The organism is Roseixanthobacter glucoisosaccharinicivorans, from assembly GCF_043195095.2.
GTDB lineage: Bacteria > Pseudomonadota > Alphaproteobacteria > Rhizobiales > Xanthobacteraceae > NCEH01.
Genome location: NZ_CM195538.1, coordinates 3,755,990 through 3,771,765, shown reverse-complemented (window position 1 = coordinate 3,771,765; position 15,776 = coordinate 3,755,990). Strand labels below are relative to the sequence as shown.

Below are 15,776 nucleotides of genomic sequence, written 5' to 3'. Positions count from 1 at the left end.
TTGCCCCAGTGCAAGGCGCATTTGCACCCTTGCCCGCGCCGCTTGCGACGAGGCCGGGCGCATCCACATCGACGCTGGGCAGGCCAGCGCTCAGGCGCTGAGTTCGCTCCGCATCTGCGCGAAAGCCTCGCGCAGATGGTCGACCATGGGGCGCTGCCCGCCGCTCGCGCTCCAGGCTTCTGCCGCCAGGCGCAACGCGCCGATACTGACCATGGCGACCATGCGCAGGGCCCCGGCGCGCGCGGGATCGGGCCAGCGGGCCATGAGCGCGGCATGCAGCGTGCGCTCCTGGCGCTCGTATTTCCCCTGTTTGCGCGCGCGCAGCGCCTCGGTGGAGCGGAGCAGCCTGTCGATCGCGATGGCCTGGTCGCTCTCATAGCGGGCGATCACCGCCTCCAGCGCGAGCCGAACGGTTTCAAGCGGTGTCTCCGCCTCCGGCTGGGCGGCGAAGGCGGCGAGGAACAGGTCGTCGACGCCCGCCTCCCAGGCCAGCAGGATGGCTTCCTTGCTGTCGAAATAATGAAAGAACGTGCGGCGCGAGATGCCGGCGGCATCGGCGATGGCATCGAGCGTGGTGGCCTCGAAGCCCTGCGCCACGAACAGGCGAAGCCCCGCCTCCGCGATGCGGGCGAGGGTTTCACGGCGTTTGCGCGCGCGCAGGCCCCCGGTGGGCGTGCCTTCGGCGGCTTTGCCCTCGGGAGACGACACAGGCGCCGGAACACGCGGCACGGCGGGAAGCGGATCGCTCATCCCTTGCTCATCGCACATCGGGCGGCGGGCCTCATCTGATAAATTTACCCCCTTTGCAAATATGCACTCAGTGCATATTATTCGGGTATCGAACCAACAGCGAGCGTTTCATCGTGTCAGACTGGTCAATCAAGGATATCCCGTCTCAGGCGGGCCGCATCGCGGTCGTCACCGGGACCGGCGGGCTCGGTTATGAGACGGCGCTCGCGCTGGCGGCCAAGGGGGGCGAAGTGATCCTCGCGGGCCGCAACGCGCAAAAGGGGGCCGCGTCGGTGGGGCAGATCCAGGCGGCCGCGCCCGGAGCCGCGATCCGCTTCGAGATGCTGGATCTTGCCAGCCTCGCCTCGGTCGCCGCCTTCGGCGCGCGGATGATCGCCGCCGGCCGGCCGCTCGACCTCCTGGTGAACAATGCCGCCGTCATGTCACCGCCCGACCGGCGGGAAACGGCGGACGGCTTTGAACTGCAGTTCGGCACCAATTATCTCGGCCATTTCGCCTTGACCGCGCATCTGCTGCCGCTGCTGCGGCAGGCGCCGGCGCCGCGGGTGGTCAATCTCTCCAGCCTCGCCCATCGCGGCGGGCGGATCGACTTCGCCGACCTGCAGGGCGCGCATCCCTACAAGCCGTGGAAGGCCTATTCCCAATCCAAGCTCGCCATGCTGATGTTCGCGCTGGAATTGCAGCGCCGCAGCGATGGCGGCGGCTGGGGCCTCATGAGCAACGCCGCGCACCCCGGCTATGCCCGCACCGATCTCATTCCCAACGGCCCCGGCACGGATCGTTTCCTGTGGCAGATCAACAGGGTGCTCCAGCCTTTCGTCAGCCATTCCGCTGCGGCCGGCGCCCTGCCGACCCTGTTCGCGGCCACCGCGCCCGAGGCGAAGGGCGCCGCCTATTACGGACCGGACGGTTTCTATGAGCTGAAAGGGCCGCCGAAGCCCGCCAGGATCATGCCGCAGGCCGAGGATCAGGAGGTCGCGCGGCGCCTATGGCAGGTCTCGCAGGATCTGACGGGCGTTCGCTTCCCGGGCTGAAAATCGGCAGATAGAAGAGCGGGCAGGGCGAACCCTGCCTGCCGTCAATGGGCCGCTGCCGAGGCGCCGCCGGCCCCGCCCTTGCCGGTGAGCAGCACCGCTGCCGCCGCGATCAGCAGCATCACGCCGATGATGGCGAAGGTGTCGCTATAGCTCATCACCAGCGCCTGGCGCTTGACCAGATTGCCGAGATAGATGATCGCCTGGTGGTGGGCCGCGTCCATGTCCGGGATGCCGTGCTGCAAGAAGTAATTCTGCATCACCGCGATCCGCTCGCGCACCACGCCGCCGAATTCCGTCACCGACTGGCCGATGATGTTGGAATGGAACTGCTCGCGCTTGGTGACGATGGTGGCGAGCGCCGCCGTGCCCACCGCGCCGCCGAGATTGCGCAGCATGTTGAAGATGCCGGAGGCTGCGGCGCTGTCCGCCCGGGCGATGTTGCGCATGGCGATGCCACTCAAAGGCGCGAGGATCACGGCCTGGCCGATGGCGCGCACGATATTGGGCCAGAACAGCTGGTCGCCGCCGTAATTGACGCTCATGTGGGTGTTCATGAAGCAGCTGATGGCGAAAATGGTCAGCCCGCCGAACACCACATAGCGCGCGTCCACCCGCTTGAGCAGCATCGGGACCAGCGGAATCAGGATCAATTGCGGCAGGCCCACCCAGGCCATGACCGAGCCGATCTGTTCGGAATTATAGCCCTGCACCTGCCCGAGATATTGCGGCAGGATGAACACAGAGCCGTAGAGCGCAAATCCCACCATGACGTTGGCGACCGTGCCGAGTGCGAAATTCCGGTCGGCGAGCACCCGCAGGTTCACCGCCGGCTTCTTCACCCTGAACTCGATGATGAGGAACAGGGCGAGGAACACCACCGCGACCAAGGCGGTGCGGGTGATGAAGGGCGAGCCGAACCAGTCGTTCTTGTTGCCCTCCTCCAGCACGGTCTGCAGCGCCGCAAGGCCGATGGCCATGGTGCCGATGCCGAACCAGTCGCCCTCCTTCAGCAGCGGCAGGTTCATGGGCTCGCGGTCGAGCGTGAAGAACAGCGCGGTCAGCATGGCGGCGCCGGGCACGAGGTTGATGAAGAAGATGTATTCCCACCCGTAATTCTCGGTGAGATAGCCGCCGATGGTCGGGCCGATGGCGGGCGCGAATGTCGCGGTGAGCGCGAACATGGCCATGCCCACCGGCTGCTGGGTCTTCGGCAGCTTGGTGAGGGTGTAGGTGAACGCCATGGGAATCATGACGCCGCCGCAGAAGCCCTGGAAACCGCGCAGCACGATCATCTGGCTCAAATTCTGCGCGAAGGCGCAGGCGGCCGAGAAGGCGAGGAACAGCGCGGCGTTCGCCATCAGGAACAGGCGGAAGGAAAACACCCGGCTGAGATAATCGGTCAGCGGGATGACGATGATCTCGCCGATCAGATAGGCGGTGGAGATCCACGCGCCATTGTCCGCGCCGGTGCCGATGCCGCCCTCGATATTGGCGAGGGAGGAATTGGTGATCTGGATGTTCAGCACCGCCATGAAGGCGCCGAGCATGGTGCCCATCACCGCGATCCAGACGCGGGCGGAAGCTTTGTCCTGCATCGGGGCAGGGGCGGGTGTTGCGGTCTGGGACATGGAAATCGTCCGGCGGCGCGGCGGGCGCGCCTTAATTCGAATGCACGCGATCCCGCGCGCGGGTCCATAACGCGCGGCATCGCGCGGGGTTGCGATCGAAGCGGGTGCGCGGTTGTGCGCCGGGCCGGCGCCTCAGGAGGCGTCGGCGGTGGACTGCTGGACCGGCTTCACCGTCACGGTGGGCACCACCGACATGCCGGGGCGCAGCCGGCCGGCGAGCGGGCTGTCCGGATCAATGGTGATCTTCACCGGAATGCGCTGGACGATCTTGGTGAAATTGCCGGTGGCATTGTCTGGCGGCAGCAGCGCGAACACCTGCCCGCTGGCGGGCGCGACGCTGTCCACATGGCCGGTGATGTCCGCGCCGGGGAAGGTGTCCACCTCGATCGAGACCTTCTGGCCCTTGCGCACGTCGGTGAGCTGGGTTTCCTTGAAATTGGCAATGATATAAGCGCCTTGCAGGGGCACGAGCGCCATCAGCTGGGTTCCCGCCTGGACGAACTGGCCGACCCGCAGGCTGCGGTTGCCCACCACGCCGTCCTCGGGGGCGACGATCTTCGTATAGCTCAGGTTAAGCTGCGCCTGCTGGAGCAGGGCCTCATTATGGGCCAGCGTCGCCTTGGCCTTGTCCAACTGGGCATTGAGCGTGTTCACCTGCTTCTGGGAAGCCACCAGGGCGGCCTCGTCTTTCTGCACGGTGGCTTTCGCGGCGGCGATCTTGGCGGTCGCCTGCTGGGCGTTCTGCAAGCTGCCGAACCCGCTCTTCGCCAGGGTGTTGTAGCGGGTGCTGTCCTGCTCGGCGAAGGTCTCGTTCGCCTTGTCGGTGTCGAGCGTGGCTTGGGCGCCGTCGATCACGGCCTTCTGCTGGTCGAGCAGGGCCTCGATATTGGCGATGTCGGCCCTCGCGCCGGAAACGTCGGCCTGGGCCTGATGGAGCGCCACCTGATAGTCGCGATCGTCGATGCGGGCGAGCACCTGTCCCTTGTGGACGGTCTCGTTGTCGCCCACCAGGACGGCGCCGATATAGCCACCGACCTTGGGCGCCACGGTCACCACGTCCGCCTGCACATAGGCATCGTCGGTGGATTCCTGGAACCGTCCGACGGTCCAATAATGCCAGCCGAAATAGCCGCCGCCCGCCAGGACGGCGAGAAGGGCGACGCCGGCCAGCAAGCGCTTGCGGGACCGGCGCGGCGGGGCCGTGCCGGTGTCGGGATCTTCATCGACGCTGGTCCCTGGTGCCTGCGCGGCAAGCTCGGGAAGCGCCTCGGCTTGCGGAACCGGGCGCTCGGCCTTCAGCTCCGACATGGGGGTCTGGCGGGTCATTTTGGTTTGCTCCTCACCGCGCGAGCCTCGTTTGGGTGGCGCGGTGGTGTAACGCTTTACGAAACGAATTCGTTTCCTATATATGCCCAAAGTAATCTGGGCTTCAAGTCGTGAGGAGCTGAATCTTTGTCGAAAGCCAACGCCGCGCGGGCCGGGGGCGCCGAGCCGGAGCGCGCGGAACCGGAGCGCGCACTGTCAAAGCGCGCCGCTTCGAAGCGTGCCGTGCCGGCCCCGCCCGATGCCTGTCCTGGCGAGGGTGCGGCGTGCGGGCGTCCGCGCGGACGGCCCCAGGTGCGGCCCGATGCGGAAACCGCCCGTCTGGTTCTCGAGGCGGCGGAGCAATCCTTCGCCGAACGCGGCTATGCGGATACCACCATCGACGAGGTGGCCAAGGCCGCCGGGGTGGCGAAGAAGACCATCTATCGCCTGTTTGGCGGCAAGGCCGATCTGCTGGGCGGCATCATCCGAGCGCGCGCCGATACCTTCACCATGAGCATTAAGGCCGAGAGCGAGGATATTCCGCTCGACGAGGCGCTGTTCGACATATTGGAAAAGTTCACGCGCCTCGTGCTTTCGCCCGACGCCATCGCCCAGAACCGGCTGAGCATGGCGGAGGCGCAGCGCTTCCCCGAGGTCGCGGCCGCCTTTTACGAGCATGGCCGACTGCACACCACGAAGGCGCTGGCGGAATGGCTGGCGCACCAGTGCGCGCGCGGGCTGATCGTGCTCGACGATCCCCTTACCGTCGCCAGCATCCTCCTGAGCATGGCCGCCGACGAGCCGCTGCGGCGGACCTCGCTCGGCATCGCGCCGCCGCTCTTCGACGCCGCGAGCCGCAAGCGCATCGCCACCTGCGTCTCGCTGTTTCTCGACGGCTGCCGCAAGCCGGGCTGAAGCCGCAGCGCCCGGCCGCGGTCGGTTTCGACCGGAAGGGCGGTGGCGGCGGCGCTGGTGGGCGCGGCTGCATCAGGGGTAATTACAACCCTTGAGCCGTCTCAAAATGATTCCGTGGTTCCGTGAATATGGTATGGCAGGGAAGAAACAATCTTGGACCTGACGCCAAATGTCCACGCTGCTGATCACGCACCCCGCCGGCCTCGACCATGTTACGCCCCCTGGGCATCCTGAACGCGTGGACCGCCTGAAGGTTCTGGATCGCATTTTCGAGCAAGAGAAATTCGCCACCCTGCTGCGTGAACTCGCCCCGCGCGGTGAGCGTGAGGACATCATCCGCGTGCATCCCGAGGACTTCGTGGACGGTCTCGCCGCCGCCTCTCCCGAGAGCGGGCTGGTGCGCCTGGATTCCGATACGGTGATGGCGCCGGGCAGCTGGGAAGCGGTGCTGCGCGCCGTCGGCGGCGCCTGCTATGCCGTGGACGAGGTGATGGACCGCAAGGTGGACAACGCCTTCGTCGCCATGCGCCCGCCTGGCCACCATTGCGAGACGCGCCGGCCCATGGGCTTCTGCCTGCTGAACCAGGTGGCCATCGCCGCGCGCCATGCCCAGGCCAAATACGGCCTCAAGCGCGTCGCCATCGTCGATTTCGACGTGCATCACGGCAACGGCTCGCAGGAGATTTTCTGGGCCGACGACAGCGTGATGTATTGCTCCACCCACGAAATGCCGCTCTATCCCGGCTCCGGCGCGGTGAGCGAGACCGGAGCCGCCAACACCATCGTCAACGCACCGCTCCGCTCGGGCGACGACGGGGTGAAGTTCAAGGAAGCCATGGAGACGCGCATCCTGCCGCGCCTCAACAATTTCGCCCCCGAGCTGATCCTGATCTCCGCCGGTTTCGACGCCCATGTGCGCGACCCGCTGGCCTCGCTGCGCCTCGTGGACACCGACTTCGCCTGGATCACCAAGCGCCTCATGGAGATTGCCGACAAGCGTGCCGGCGGCCGGCTAGTCTCGGTGCTGGAGGGCGGCTACGATCTGGAAGGCCTCGCCACCTCCGCCGCCGCGCATGTCACGGCGCTGATGCACGGGTGAGGGCAGGGGCCGATCGGCCCCCGCTCCAGACGCTTTTACGCCGCGTGCCGCTCCGCCTACCGCCGCTCGCCGCTCGGCAGATAGGGCTGGAGTACGTGCGCGAGCTTGGAAGGCGTGAGCGATTGCAGCCACACCTTCCCTGGCCCGGTCAACTCGGCCAGGAACAGCCCGTCGCCGCCGAACAGCATGTTGCGCACGCCGCGAATGGTGGTGATCTCGAAGCCGACGCCTTCCTCGAACATGCCCACATGGCCGGGATGCACCAGCAATTGCTGCCCCGCCTCTAGCGTATAGGCGACGATCTCTCCGCCCAGTTCTACGAATGCCGCGCCCTGGCCGGTGAGGCGTTGCAGGATGAAGCCATCGCCGCCGAAAATGCCGGCGCCGAGCGATTGCTGGAAGCCCATGGCGAGTTCCAGCCCCTGCGCACCCGCCAGGAAACCGTGGCGATGGATGAGGAAACCGCGCCCCGGCGCGACATGGATCTCGACGATATTGCCCGGAACGGTGGCGGCGAAGGCCACCAGCGCATCCCCGCCCTGGGCGGTGAATTCGGTCATGAACAGGCCGCCGCCGGAGATCGCCCGCCCGATGGCGCCGAACAGGCCCGACGCGCCGCCGGTGGCGGTTGTGGTGTGCAGGGCGACGTTGGACGTCATCCAGGACAAGCGATCGGTTTCGGCGATCAGGGTTTCGCCGGCGGAAAGGGTGACCTGGAGAACGGGAAGGGTCGAGCCGGTAATTTCCGTGCGCATGCGTCTGCTCCGAAGCCGATGCTTGATCGTGCCTGCAGGAAGAGGCAAGTCTGCGTGCGAGGCAAGCGTTCCGGCGTGCGGAAATTATCTTCTTCAGCCCCTGGACGCCGCCACGCGGGCAGGTCGGCCAGGTGCCGGGCCTGATGAGGTGCCAAGGAGCTTCGCCGATGGGGTCCCGGTCTTGCGTTTCCTCCCTGCGCTTTCCGCACCCGCGCGGGAGAGGCGGTTTCGGGATGCGCCGCTTCGCCTTTCTGGCGCTGCTTGCGGGCCTGAGCGCCCCGGCCGGGGTGCGCGCCGCCGAGGCGCCGGACCTTGCAGCCTACACCACCGCCACCTTTCTGCCCTATCTCGACGCGCCGCTTTCCGGCGCACCGATGACGCGGCCGCCGTCTCTCGGCCTCTCGTTCGGCGGGCGAACGGTGCGGGCGGTGATGGATACCGGGTCCACCGGCATCGTGGTGGCGGCGCGCGCGATCCCCAATCTCGCGAGCCTGCCGAGCCTCGGGCCGGGACGGCTGACCTATACCAGCTCGGGCCGCATCATGAGCGGCACCTGGGTCGTGACCCCCGTGCGGATTTCCGGGACGCAGGGGGCAGAGGTGACGACCCGTGCCATGCCCGTGCTCGCGGTGACGCGGGTGGAATGCCTGAAAAGCGCGCGCAATTGCCGCCCGCGCCAGGATCCGCGCGGCATCGCCATGCTCGGCGTCGGCTTCGCCCGTCAGGGCGACCATCAGGCGCAGAGCACGCCCGACCGCAATCCGTTTCTCACCGTCGAGGGCATGGGGGACGGGGAAAAGCCCGGCGCGGTGCGGCGCGGCTATGTGGTGATGAAGCGCGGCGTGCAGGTGGGCCTCACGGCGCAGGATGCCGCCGGCTTCACCTTCACCAAGCTTGCCCGCAGCACCGAATTCGCCGATTGGGCGGCGGCGCCCGCCTGCCTGTCGCTGAACGGGCGCGCCCCGCCGGCGTGCGGCACGGCGCTGGTGGATACCGGCGTTTCCACCATGTATGTCACTTTGCCGCCGGCCCAGCAGCAGGGGCAGGTGACGCGTGACGCACGCGGAAAGCCCGTCCTGCCGGCGGGTGCCACGCTTTCGGTGAAGCTCGGCACCGATGGCACGGGGGCGGCCTATAGCTTTGTGGTGGGGGATGCGGCGAACCCGCTGGCACCATTGAATGTGGTGCTGGTGCCGCGGGGCGCGCGCACGTTCGTCAACACCAGCCTGCGCTTCCTCAACGGTTTCGATTATCTCTATGACGCCGATGGCGGGTTCGTCGGCTATCGCGCGCGGCAAGGCCGCTGAAGTGCCCGCCAAGGGGCCCGCTCAGGCCACCTTGTCCGGTTCGGCGCACCGCTGATCGAACGCGGCCTGGGCGCCGGCGATTTCCTCCATATGGGCGGTCGCCCAGCGGGCGAGCGGCGCGAGGGTTTCCGCCAGCGAGGCGCCGAGCGGGGTGATGGCATATTCCACCGTCACCGGCACGGTGGGGAAGGCGCTGCGGGTGACGAGGCCGTCGCGCTCCAGGCTCTTGAGGGTCTGCGACAGCACTTTCTGCGAGAGCCCTTCCACCTGCCGGCGCAGCGCGTTGAAGCGGGTCGGCCGCGCCGCGACGATGCTGAGGATGAGCACCGTCCATTTGTCGGCGATGCGGTCGAGGATGCGGCGCGTGGGGCAGTCGGCCTGAAACGGATTCCCGTCGACATGGTCGTGCAGCATGGTTTCTCGCTTCCGGTTTCGTCAGGGTAACCTGATGACTTGAAAGTGCCTTCTTTCGCCTAGGGTCCGATTATAGCATCTAGTTCCCATTGGATACCGGGTTCAACCGGGCAATGGAGACATGAGAATGAAAATCGCTCTGGTGGGCGCCTCGGGCGCGGTGGGTTCGCGCATCCTTCAGGAATTGGCCGCGCGCGGCCATCAGGTCACGGCCATCGCGCGGGACCCTTCCCGCATTCCCGCCGCGCCGGGCGTCACGGCCGTGGCGGGCGATGCGCGCCGCGTCGAAACGCTGGCGCCGTTGCTCAAGGGGCATGACGCAGTGGTCAGCTCGATCCACTTCAGCGATTCGGACGCGGCCGTCCTGATCGCCGCCGTGAAGGCCGCCGGCGTGCGGCGCTATCTGGTGGTGGGGGGCGCCGGCAGCCTGGAGGTCGCACCGGGCGTCGCCCTCTACGATATCCCGGAGTTTCCCGCCATCTATCTCACCGAGGCCAAGGCCGGCGGCGCCTTCCTGGATCTGCTGAAGGGCGAGGCCGAATTGGAATGGACCTTCCTCTCCCCGTCGGCGGAATTCGTGCCGGGAGAACGCACGGGTGTCTTTCGCCTGGGGACGGACGCGCTTTTGACGTCGGCGTCCGGCCGCAGCTTCATCAGCTATGAGGATTTTGCGGCGGCGCTGGTGGATGAAATCGAGCACCCGCGCCACGTGCGGGCGCGCTTTACGATCGGGTATTGAACGGGGCGGAGCGCTTGCGTCCCTCTCCTCAGCCCCTTCGGTTATTCCCCCTCCCCAGCCCTCCCCCGCAAGCGGGAGAGGGGGTGCGCCCGCTTTCACGCTTAGGCCGTTCCCCTAAATCCCGGATCCGCCCCGCGCCTCTGCCTGCTCCCCAGTTCCCTCTCCCGCTTGCGGGGGAGGGCTAGGGAGGGGGGAGGTTCGGAGAGGTCAGGGAGGGCAAGGGGGAGGGGGATGGGCAGGCGCACCCGTTCGGCGCAAGAAAAAGGGCGCGGCTTGCGCCACGCCCTTCTCCCTTAAACCCTTGGTCGGCTGGACTTCCTCGGAAGTCCATGCCGTCCGGAAGCCGGCGCTGCCGGCTTCCCACCTCAACGTTTTGGTCGGCTGGACGTCCTCAGAAGTCCATGCCGCCCGGAAGCCGGCGCTGCCGGCTTCCCACCTCAACGTCTTGGTCGGCTGGACTTCCTCAGAAGTCCATGCCGCCCATGCCACCCATGCCGCCGCCGGGCATGGCGGGCATGCCGCTGTCCTTCTTGGGCAGCTCGGCGATGAGGGCTTCGGTGGTAACGATCAAAGCGGCGATGGAAGCCGCGTCCTGCAGGGCGGTCCGCACGACCTTCGCGGGATCGACGATACCGGCCTGGATCATGTCCACATATTCTTCCGACTGGGCATTGAAGCCGAAGTTGGCGTCGTTGGACTCCAGCACCTTGCCGACCACGATCGAGCCTTCCACGCCGGAATTCTCGGCGATCTGGCGGATCGGGGCTTCAAGCGCGCGCAGCACGATCTTGATGCCGGCGGTGATGTCGGAATTGTCGGAGGTCAGCGTCTCGACGGCCTTCTTGGCGCGCAGGAGAGCGATGCCGCCGCCCGGAACGATGCCTTCTTCCACCGCAGCGCGGGTGGCATTCAGGGCGTCGTCGACGCGGTCCTTCTTTTCCTTTACTTCCACTTCGGTCGAACCGCCGACGCGGATGACGGCGACGCCGCCGGCCAGCTTGGCCAGACGCTCCTGGAGCTTCTCGCGGTCGTAGTCCGAGGAGGTTTCCTCGATCTGCGCCTTGATCTGGTTCACGCGGGCTTCGATATCGGCCTTCTCGCCGATGCCGTCCACGATCGTGGTCTTTTCCTTTTCGAGGATGACCTTCTTGGCGCGGCCGAGCTGGGCCAGCGTCACGTTCTCAAGCTTGATGCCGAGATCTTCCGAGATCACCTGGCCGCCGGTGAGGATGGCGATATCCTCCAGCATGGCCTTGCGGCGATCGCCGAAGCCGGGGGCCTTCACGGCCGCGACCTTCAGGCCGCCGCGCAGCTTGTTCACCACCAGGGTGGCGAGCGCCTCGCCTTCCACGTCCTCGGCCACGATCACCAGCGGCTTGCCGGACTGAACGACGGCTTCGAGCACGGGCAGGATCGGCTGCAGACCGGAGAGCTTCTTCTCGAAGATCAGGATGTAGGGGTCTTCGAGGTCGGCGATCATCTTCTCCGCATTGGTGACGAAATAGGGAGAGAGATAGCCGCGGTCGAACTGCATGCCTTCGACGACTTCGAGCTCGGTCTCGGCGGTCTTGGCTTCCTCGACCGTGATGACGCCTTCATTGCCCACGCGCTGCATGGCGCCGGCGATCATCTCGCCGATGGACGAGTCGCCATTGGCGGAAATGGTGCCGACCTGCGCGACTTCGGCGGAGGACGACACCTTCTTGGCGCGGCCCTTGATGTCGGCGATGGCGGCGGCGACGGCGAGGTCGATGCCGCGCTTGAGATCCATCGGGTTCATGCCGGCGGCGACCGATTTGGCGCCTTCCTTCACGATCGCCTGGGCGAGCACGGTGGCGGTGGTGGTGCCGTCGCCGGCCAGGTCATTGGTCTTGGAGGCGACTTCGCGCACCAGCTGGGCGCCGAGGTTCTCGAACTTGTCTTCCAGCTCGATTTCCTTGGCGACGGTCACGCCGTCCTTGGTGATGCGGGGGGCGCCGAAGCTCTTCTCGATCACGACGTTGCGGCCCTTGGGGCCGAGCGTCACCTTCACTGCATTGGCGAGGATATCAACGCCGCGCAGCATCTTCTCGCGGGCATCGCCGGAAAATTTTACGTCTTTGGCAGCCATGTGCCGTCTCCTGAATAATTAATGCGAGGGAAGCGAAAGGGCGAACCTTCAGGCGATGACGCCGAGGATGTCGCTTTCCTTCATGATGAGCAGGTCCTGGCCGTCCACCTTCACTTCGGTGCCGGACCATTTGCCGAACAGAACGCGGTCACCCGCCTTCACGTCGAGCGCGACGACCTTGCCGCTTTCGTCACGGGCGCCGGGGCCCACGGCCACGACTTCGCCCTCCTGGGGCTTTTCCTTGGCGGTGTCGGGGATGATGATTCCGCCGGCGGTCTTCTGCTCGGCTTCGATGCGCTTCACGACCACGCGGTCATGCAAAGGGCGGAAGGACATGGGCATGATCCTCTTGGTATTGGAGCGGGCCGGTGGCCCGCGGTCTTTGGCACTCGCGCAATGGGAGTGCCAATCCCGGCCGGAGATAAGGAGCCGCCGCCCGCGCGTCAAGGCAGGCGGACTTACCAATGTGTAAGAGATCGCCGCATAAAGTGACGGTGGCAGCGTGTCGGGGCGGCGACAACGTGAATTTGTGTGCAGGGCCAAGCATCGACGCCGCGCCGAACAGGCTTTATGGTTGCGCCTCGCCCTGTTTCCCCGACGGGCGCGGTGCCGCATGCGGGTTGCCGTATTCAGTTAAGCTCTCGCCTCGGAGTGTGTGAATGTCTCAGTCCGCAGTTCGGTCCGTCGCCGGGGAATCCTGCGACACCGGCCGTGTTCGCCGTTCCGCCGTTTCTTTCTATCGCCTCGGCATGGTTGCGGCCGTCATCGGAGGCCTTGGCCTCGGCGCCTGCTCCACCACTCCGACCGAGCCGCCCCCGCCGGCGGCGCCGCAATATACCAGCCCGATTCCCGCCGCGAGCCTCGTCGGGCGCTACGGCCTCGCCGCATACCATCGCCCCGAGGATGCCGCCCGCACCGAGACCCAGGCGCGCGCCCAATGCAGCAATCCCTATGTCATCACCGCCGGCCCCAATGGCGGCGTGATGATGTATCTCGCCGACGACAACAAACTCACCGAGCTGGTGTCCAAGGCGGCCGGCGGCCCCACCTTCATCGGACCGCCCGAGGATCCCGCCGGCGGCCTGCGCGATCGGCAGGTCCTGCGCTGGGATGGCCAAGTGCTGGTGCTCAAATGGGTGGACCCGGAAGTCTCCAAGCGCTACGGCACCATGGTGTACGTGCGCTGCAGCTGATCCGGCACGTTCCGGAGGCGGCCTCGGCCGCCGCCGCGCGTACACCGTTTGCACTGCCGCGTTGCGCGCGCAAGGGGGGTGCGCGCAACACTTGAGGACCGGATGGATCGTTCACAAAAGCTGCTTCACGGCATCGACAAGAGTATGCGCATACTCGAGATCGGGCCTTTGTTCCGTCCCGTGTGCAGCCGGGAGGATGGATGGAATGTCTATTCCATTGATCACGCCAGCGAACAGGAATTGCGCGAGAAATATCGCAACCACGTGGACGTCGATGTCTCACGCATCGAGCGCGTGGACTTCATCTGGCGCGGCGGCTCGATGGCGGACGCCATCCCCAAGGTCTATCACGGCACGTTCGATGCCTGCATCGCCAGCCATGTGCTCGAACATATTCCAGATCCGATCGCCTTTCTGAGCTCGCTTGCGGTGCTGCTGAAACCGGGCGCGGTCGTTGCGCTCGCCGTGCCCGACAAGCGCTGGTGCTTCGATTTCTTCCGTCCGCTCAGCACCACGGCCGGCTGGCTGGAGGCCAATCGCCTGGGCCTCACCAAGCACAGCCGCGCCACCCGATTCGAATATGAGACCTCCGTCGTCAACAGCGACGGGCGCGTGGCCTGGGGTCCCGGCCCCCTGGGCACGCCGGGCTTTTCAGGCTGTCCGATCTGGCAATCCTACACTGTGTTCCGGCCGCAGAGCGACCTCGAGAACGAGGACTATGTGGACTGCCACGCCTGGTGCTTCACGCCCAGCAGCTTCGTGCTGATCATCGAGGAACTGCACGCCCTGGGCGCCGTGGATTTCCGCATCAAGCACACCTTTCCCACCGTGGGACACGAGTTTTTCATCGGTCTCGAACAGAGCCGGGAGCGCGAGACCGACGTCGCCCGCATGCAGAAGAGGCGCATGCGGCTGATGCTGGCGACCGCGCACGAAGTGCGCGAGCAATTGGAGATGCTCCCGGTTCACGTGGATCTGGATTAGGACCGATCCGCCTTTCATGGCTTGACGCCCTTGCCGGAGGCATCGTCATGGCCCGGCCATGACGCGCGAAAGACCCCTTGGGCCGCGCCACGCGCTGGGAAATGCTGCAATACGGCGGATGCCCGCTTCCCTCGGTGGACAACGCGCTTTAGATGGGTCCGGACACCGCACAGCCTCAGGCGCCGCGGCCCAATCCTGCGCGCCGGGCTCCGAACGCTCCGGCCGCGCCAGCGCTGTTGAGTGACACGATGGAATCCGCCGCGACCACCTATGATCCCCTGACACCGGTACCCGCGCGCCGACGCGTGTTTACCGGCTCGGATGCCTTCGCCCTCTGGTTCAGCCTCGGCATCGGCCTGCTGGTGCTCCAAGCGGGCGCGCTGCTGGTTCCCGCGCTCAGTCTCGGCACGGCGTTCCTCGCGATCATCGCCGGAAGCGTGCTGGGCGTGGTCCTGCTCGCGGGCGTGGGGGTGATCGGCGCCGATTCGGGACTTTCCGCCATGGCGAGCCTGCGGCCCACGCTGGGCCTGCGCGGGGCGATCCTGCCGACGCTGATCAATATGGTGCAATTGGTCGGCTGGGGCGCGTTCGAGATCATCATCATGGGCGAGGCGGCGGAAGCCTTGTCCAAGCAGGCCTTCGGCTTCTCGCTTCCGGGCGTGTGGACCTTGCTGTTCGGCGTGCTCGCGACCGCGATCGCGGTGATGGGGCCCGTGTCGTTCGTGCGGCGCTTCCTGCGCGCCTGGGGCCTCTATCTGCTGCTCGGCGCGGCGGTGTGGCTCACCTGGCGGCTCATGGCCAATTATGATCTCGCCGCGCTCTTCGCCAAGCCCGGCACCGGCGAAATGAGCTTTGGCGGCGCCATCGACCTGGTGGTGGCCATGCCGCTGTCCTGGCTGCCGCTGATTGCCGATTACACCCGCTTCGGCAAGTCCTCCGGCAGCGTGTTCCGCGGCAGCGCGCTCGGCTATCTGGTGGCCAACATCTGGTTCTACGGGCTCGGCGCCGCCTATGCCCTGGCCTCGGGCGGGGAGGGCACCATCGTGGTGGCGCTCGCCACAGCCGGCGGCGGCTTCGCACTGCTGCTGATCCTGATGGACGAGACCGACAATGCGTTCGCCGACATCCATTCGGCGGCGGTGTCCACCGGCACGTTGGTGCCGGTCGCGGTGCCGCATCTCGCGCTCGGCTTCGGCGCCCTGTGCACGCTGATCGCCTTGCTGGTGCCGCTGGCCCAGTATGAAGGCTTCCTGCTGCTGATCGGTTCGGTGTTCGCGCCCCTGTTCGGCGTGGTGCTGGCGGACCATTTCATCGTGCGCAAGCGCCGCATCGCGGCCGACGAGATCACCCGCGTGCGCGGCGCCTATTGGTTCTCCGGCGGCTGGAACATCGCCGGCCTTCTCGCCTGGGGCATCGGCATCGCCACCTTCCACGCGGTGACGGCCTATCTCCCCGACCTCGGGGCGACCTTGCCCGCGCTGGTGACGGCGGGCGTGCTGTTCGTGCTGGCGCGCCGCGTGATGCCGTGACGGCCGGCGGG

The 15,776-nt window shown here is 66.7% G+C and carries 15 protein-coding genes; 8 read left to right on the top strand and 7 right to left on the bottom strand.

Annotation, left to right across the window (positions count from 1 at the left end; genetic code table 11):
* Positions 1 to 90 precede the first annotated feature (90 nt).
* Complete coding sequence (locus tag V5F78_RS17440; protein WP_394067497.1) at positions 91 to 750, bottom strand: TetR/AcrR family transcriptional regulator; 660 nt, start codon at positions 748 to 750, stop codon at positions 91 to 93.
* 113 nt (positions 751 to 863) lie between these two features.
* Here V5F78_RS17440 and V5F78_RS17435 point away from each other — a divergent pair, with 113 nt between their 5' ends.
* A complete protein-coding gene (locus V5F78_RS17435; RefSeq protein ID WP_394067495.1) occupies positions 864 to 1,784 on the top strand; it encodes an SDR family oxidoreductase in 921 nt (306 codons plus the stop codon).
* 44 nt (positions 1,785 to 1,828) lie between these two features.
* On the opposite strand, the gene V5F78_RS17430 is transcribed toward V5F78_RS17435, so the two are convergent.
* Positions 1,829 to 3,415, bottom strand: a complete 1,587-nt coding sequence (locus tag V5F78_RS17430; protein ID WP_394067493.1) for a DHA2 family efflux MFS transporter permease subunit — start codon at positions 3,413 to 3,415, stop codon at positions 1,829 to 1,831.
* Positions 3,416 to 3,547: 132 nt separating this feature from the next.
* Positions 3,548 to 4,723 (bottom strand): HlyD family secretion protein, encoded by a 1,176-nt coding sequence (locus V5F78_RS17425; protein ID WP_394067854.1) that lies wholly within the window; start codon positions 4,721 to 4,723, stop codon positions 3,548 to 3,550.
* A 144-nt stretch (positions 4,724 to 4,867) separates the two neighbouring features.
* Here V5F78_RS17425 and V5F78_RS17420 point away from each other — a divergent pair, with 144 nt between their 5' ends.
* Both V5F78_RS17420 and V5F78_RS17415 read left to right on the top strand, forming a co-directional pair.
* Positions 4,868 to 5,635, top strand: a complete 768-nt coding sequence (locus V5F78_RS17420; protein WP_394067492.1) for a TetR/AcrR family transcriptional regulator — start codon at positions 4,868 to 4,870, stop codon at positions 5,633 to 5,635.
* Between the two features lie 169 nt (positions 5,636 to 5,804).
* A complete protein-coding gene (locus V5F78_RS17415; protein WP_394067490.1) occupies positions 5,805 to 6,734 on the top strand; it encodes a histone deacetylase family protein in 930 nt (309 codons plus the stop codon).
* Between the two features lie 56 nt (positions 6,735 to 6,790).
* Here the strand turns inward: V5F78_RS17415 and V5F78_RS17410 are convergent, their stop codons facing one another.
* Complete coding sequence (locus V5F78_RS17410; RefSeq protein WP_394067488.1) at positions 6,791 to 7,489, bottom strand: TIGR00266 family protein; 699 nt, start codon at positions 7,487 to 7,489, stop codon at positions 6,791 to 6,793.
* Positions 7,490 to 7,722: 233 nt separating this feature from the next.
* Between V5F78_RS17410 and V5F78_RS17405 the strand changes: the two genes are divergently transcribed.
* Complete coding sequence (locus tag V5F78_RS17405; RefSeq protein WP_394067486.1) at positions 7,723 to 8,796, top strand: hypothetical protein; 1,074 nt, start codon at positions 7,723 to 7,725, stop codon at positions 8,794 to 8,796.
* Between the two features lie 21 nt (positions 8,797 to 8,817).
* Here V5F78_RS17405 and V5F78_RS17400 read toward each other — a convergent pair whose 3' ends face one another.
* Positions 8,818 to 9,210 (bottom strand): winged helix-turn-helix transcriptional regulator, encoded by a 393-nt coding sequence (locus V5F78_RS17400; RefSeq protein ID WP_394067485.1) that lies wholly within the window; start codon positions 9,208 to 9,210, stop codon positions 8,818 to 8,820.
* A 127-nt stretch (positions 9,211 to 9,337) separates the two neighbouring features.
* Here V5F78_RS17400 and V5F78_RS17395 point away from each other — a divergent pair, with 127 nt between their 5' ends.
* Positions 9,338 to 9,949, top strand: coding sequence for an NAD(P)-dependent oxidoreductase (locus V5F78_RS17395; RefSeq protein WP_394067484.1), 612 nt, complete (start codon positions 9,338 to 9,340; stop codon positions 9,947 to 9,949).
* Between the two features lie 463 nt (positions 9,950 to 10,412).
* On the opposite strand, the gene groL is transcribed toward V5F78_RS17395, so the two are convergent.
* Positions 10,413 to 12,059, bottom strand: coding sequence for a chaperonin GroEL (groL, locus tag V5F78_RS17390; RefSeq protein WP_394067482.1), 1,647 nt, complete (start codon positions 12,057 to 12,059; stop codon positions 10,413 to 10,415).
* Positions 12,060 to 12,107: 48 nt separating this feature from the next.
* Complete coding sequence (gene groES, locus V5F78_RS17385; protein ID WP_348844055.1) at positions 12,108 to 12,395, bottom strand: co-chaperone GroES; 288 nt, start codon at positions 12,393 to 12,395, stop codon at positions 12,108 to 12,110.
* Positions 12,396 to 12,718: 323 nt separating this feature from the next.
* Here groES and V5F78_RS17380 point away from each other — a divergent pair, with 323 nt between their 5' ends.
* The 3 genes from V5F78_RS17380 to cytX all read left to right on the top strand — a co-directional run bounded on the left by V5F78_RS17380 (position 12,719) and on the right by cytX (position 15,765).
* Positions 12,719 to 13,252 carry a hypothetical protein gene (locus tag V5F78_RS17380; RefSeq protein ID WP_394067477.1) on the top strand — a complete coding sequence of 178 codons (534 nt, stop codon included), beginning with the start codon at positions 12,719 to 12,721 and terminating at the stop codon, positions 13,250 to 13,252.
* Positions 13,253 to 13,354: 102 nt separating this feature from the next.
* On the top strand, positions 13,355 to 14,236 hold the full coding sequence (locus tag V5F78_RS17375; protein WP_394067475.1) for a class I SAM-dependent methyltransferase: 882 nt from the start codon (positions 13,355 to 13,357) through the stop codon (positions 14,234 to 14,236).
* Between the two features lie 248 nt (positions 14,237 to 14,484).
* Positions 14,485 to 15,765: a putative hydroxymethylpyrimidine transporter CytX gene (cytX, locus tag V5F78_RS17370; protein WP_394067474.1), complete on the top strand. Its 1,281-nt coding sequence runs from the start codon at positions 14,485 to 14,487 to the stop codon at positions 15,763 to 15,765.
* Positions 15,766 to 15,776 lie beyond the last annotated feature (11 nt).

Bases quoted from the DNA above. Each gene is read 5' to 3' on its own strand.
- V5F78_RS17425 (WP_394067854.1), bottom strand. From the start codon at position 4,723: ATGTCGGAGCTGAAGGCCGAGCGCCCGGTTCCGCAAGCCGAGGCGCTT.
- groES (WP_348844055.1), bottom strand. From the start codon at position 12,395: ATGTCCTTCCGCCCTTTGCATGACCGCGTGGTCGTGAAGCGCATCGAA.
- cytX (WP_394067474.1), top strand. From the start codon at position 14,485: ATGGAATCCGCCGCGACCACCTATGATCCCCTGACACCGGTACCCGCG.
- groL (WP_394067482.1), bottom strand. From the start codon at position 12,059: ATGGCTGCCAAAGACGTAAAATTTTCCGGCGATGCCCGCGAGAAGATG.
- V5F78_RS17400 (WP_394067485.1), bottom strand. From the start codon at position 9,210: ATGCTGCACGACCATGTCGACGGGAATCCGTTTCAGGCCGACTGCCCC.
- V5F78_RS17415 (WP_394067490.1), top strand. From the start codon at position 5,805: ATGTCCACGCTGCTGATCACGCACCCCGCCGGCCTCGACCATGTTACG.
- V5F78_RS17375 (WP_394067475.1), top strand. From the start codon at position 13,355: ATGGATCGTTCACAAAAGCTGCTTCACGGCATCGACAAGAGTATGCGC.
- V5F78_RS17410 (WP_394067488.1), bottom strand. From the start codon at position 7,489: ATGCGCACGGAAATTACCGGCTCGACCCTTCCCGTTCTCCAGGTCACC.
- V5F78_RS17395 (WP_394067484.1), top strand. From the start codon at position 9,338: ATGAAAATCGCTCTGGTGGGCGCCTCGGGCGCGGTGGGTTCGCGCATC.
- V5F78_RS17440 (WP_394067497.1), bottom strand. From the start codon at position 750: ATGAGCGATCCGCTTCCCGCCGTGCCGCGTGTTCCGGCGCCTGTGTCG.
- V5F78_RS17380 (WP_394067477.1), top strand. From the start codon at position 12,719: ATGTCTCAGTCCGCAGTTCGGTCCGTCGCCGGGGAATCCTGCGACACC.
- V5F78_RS17405 (WP_394067486.1), top strand. From the start codon at position 7,723: ATGCGCCGCTTCGCCTTTCTGGCGCTGCTTGCGGGCCTGAGCGCCCCG.
- V5F78_RS17430 (WP_394067493.1), bottom strand. From the start codon at position 3,415: ATGTCCCAGACCGCAACACCCGCCCCTGCCCCGATGCAGGACAAAGCT.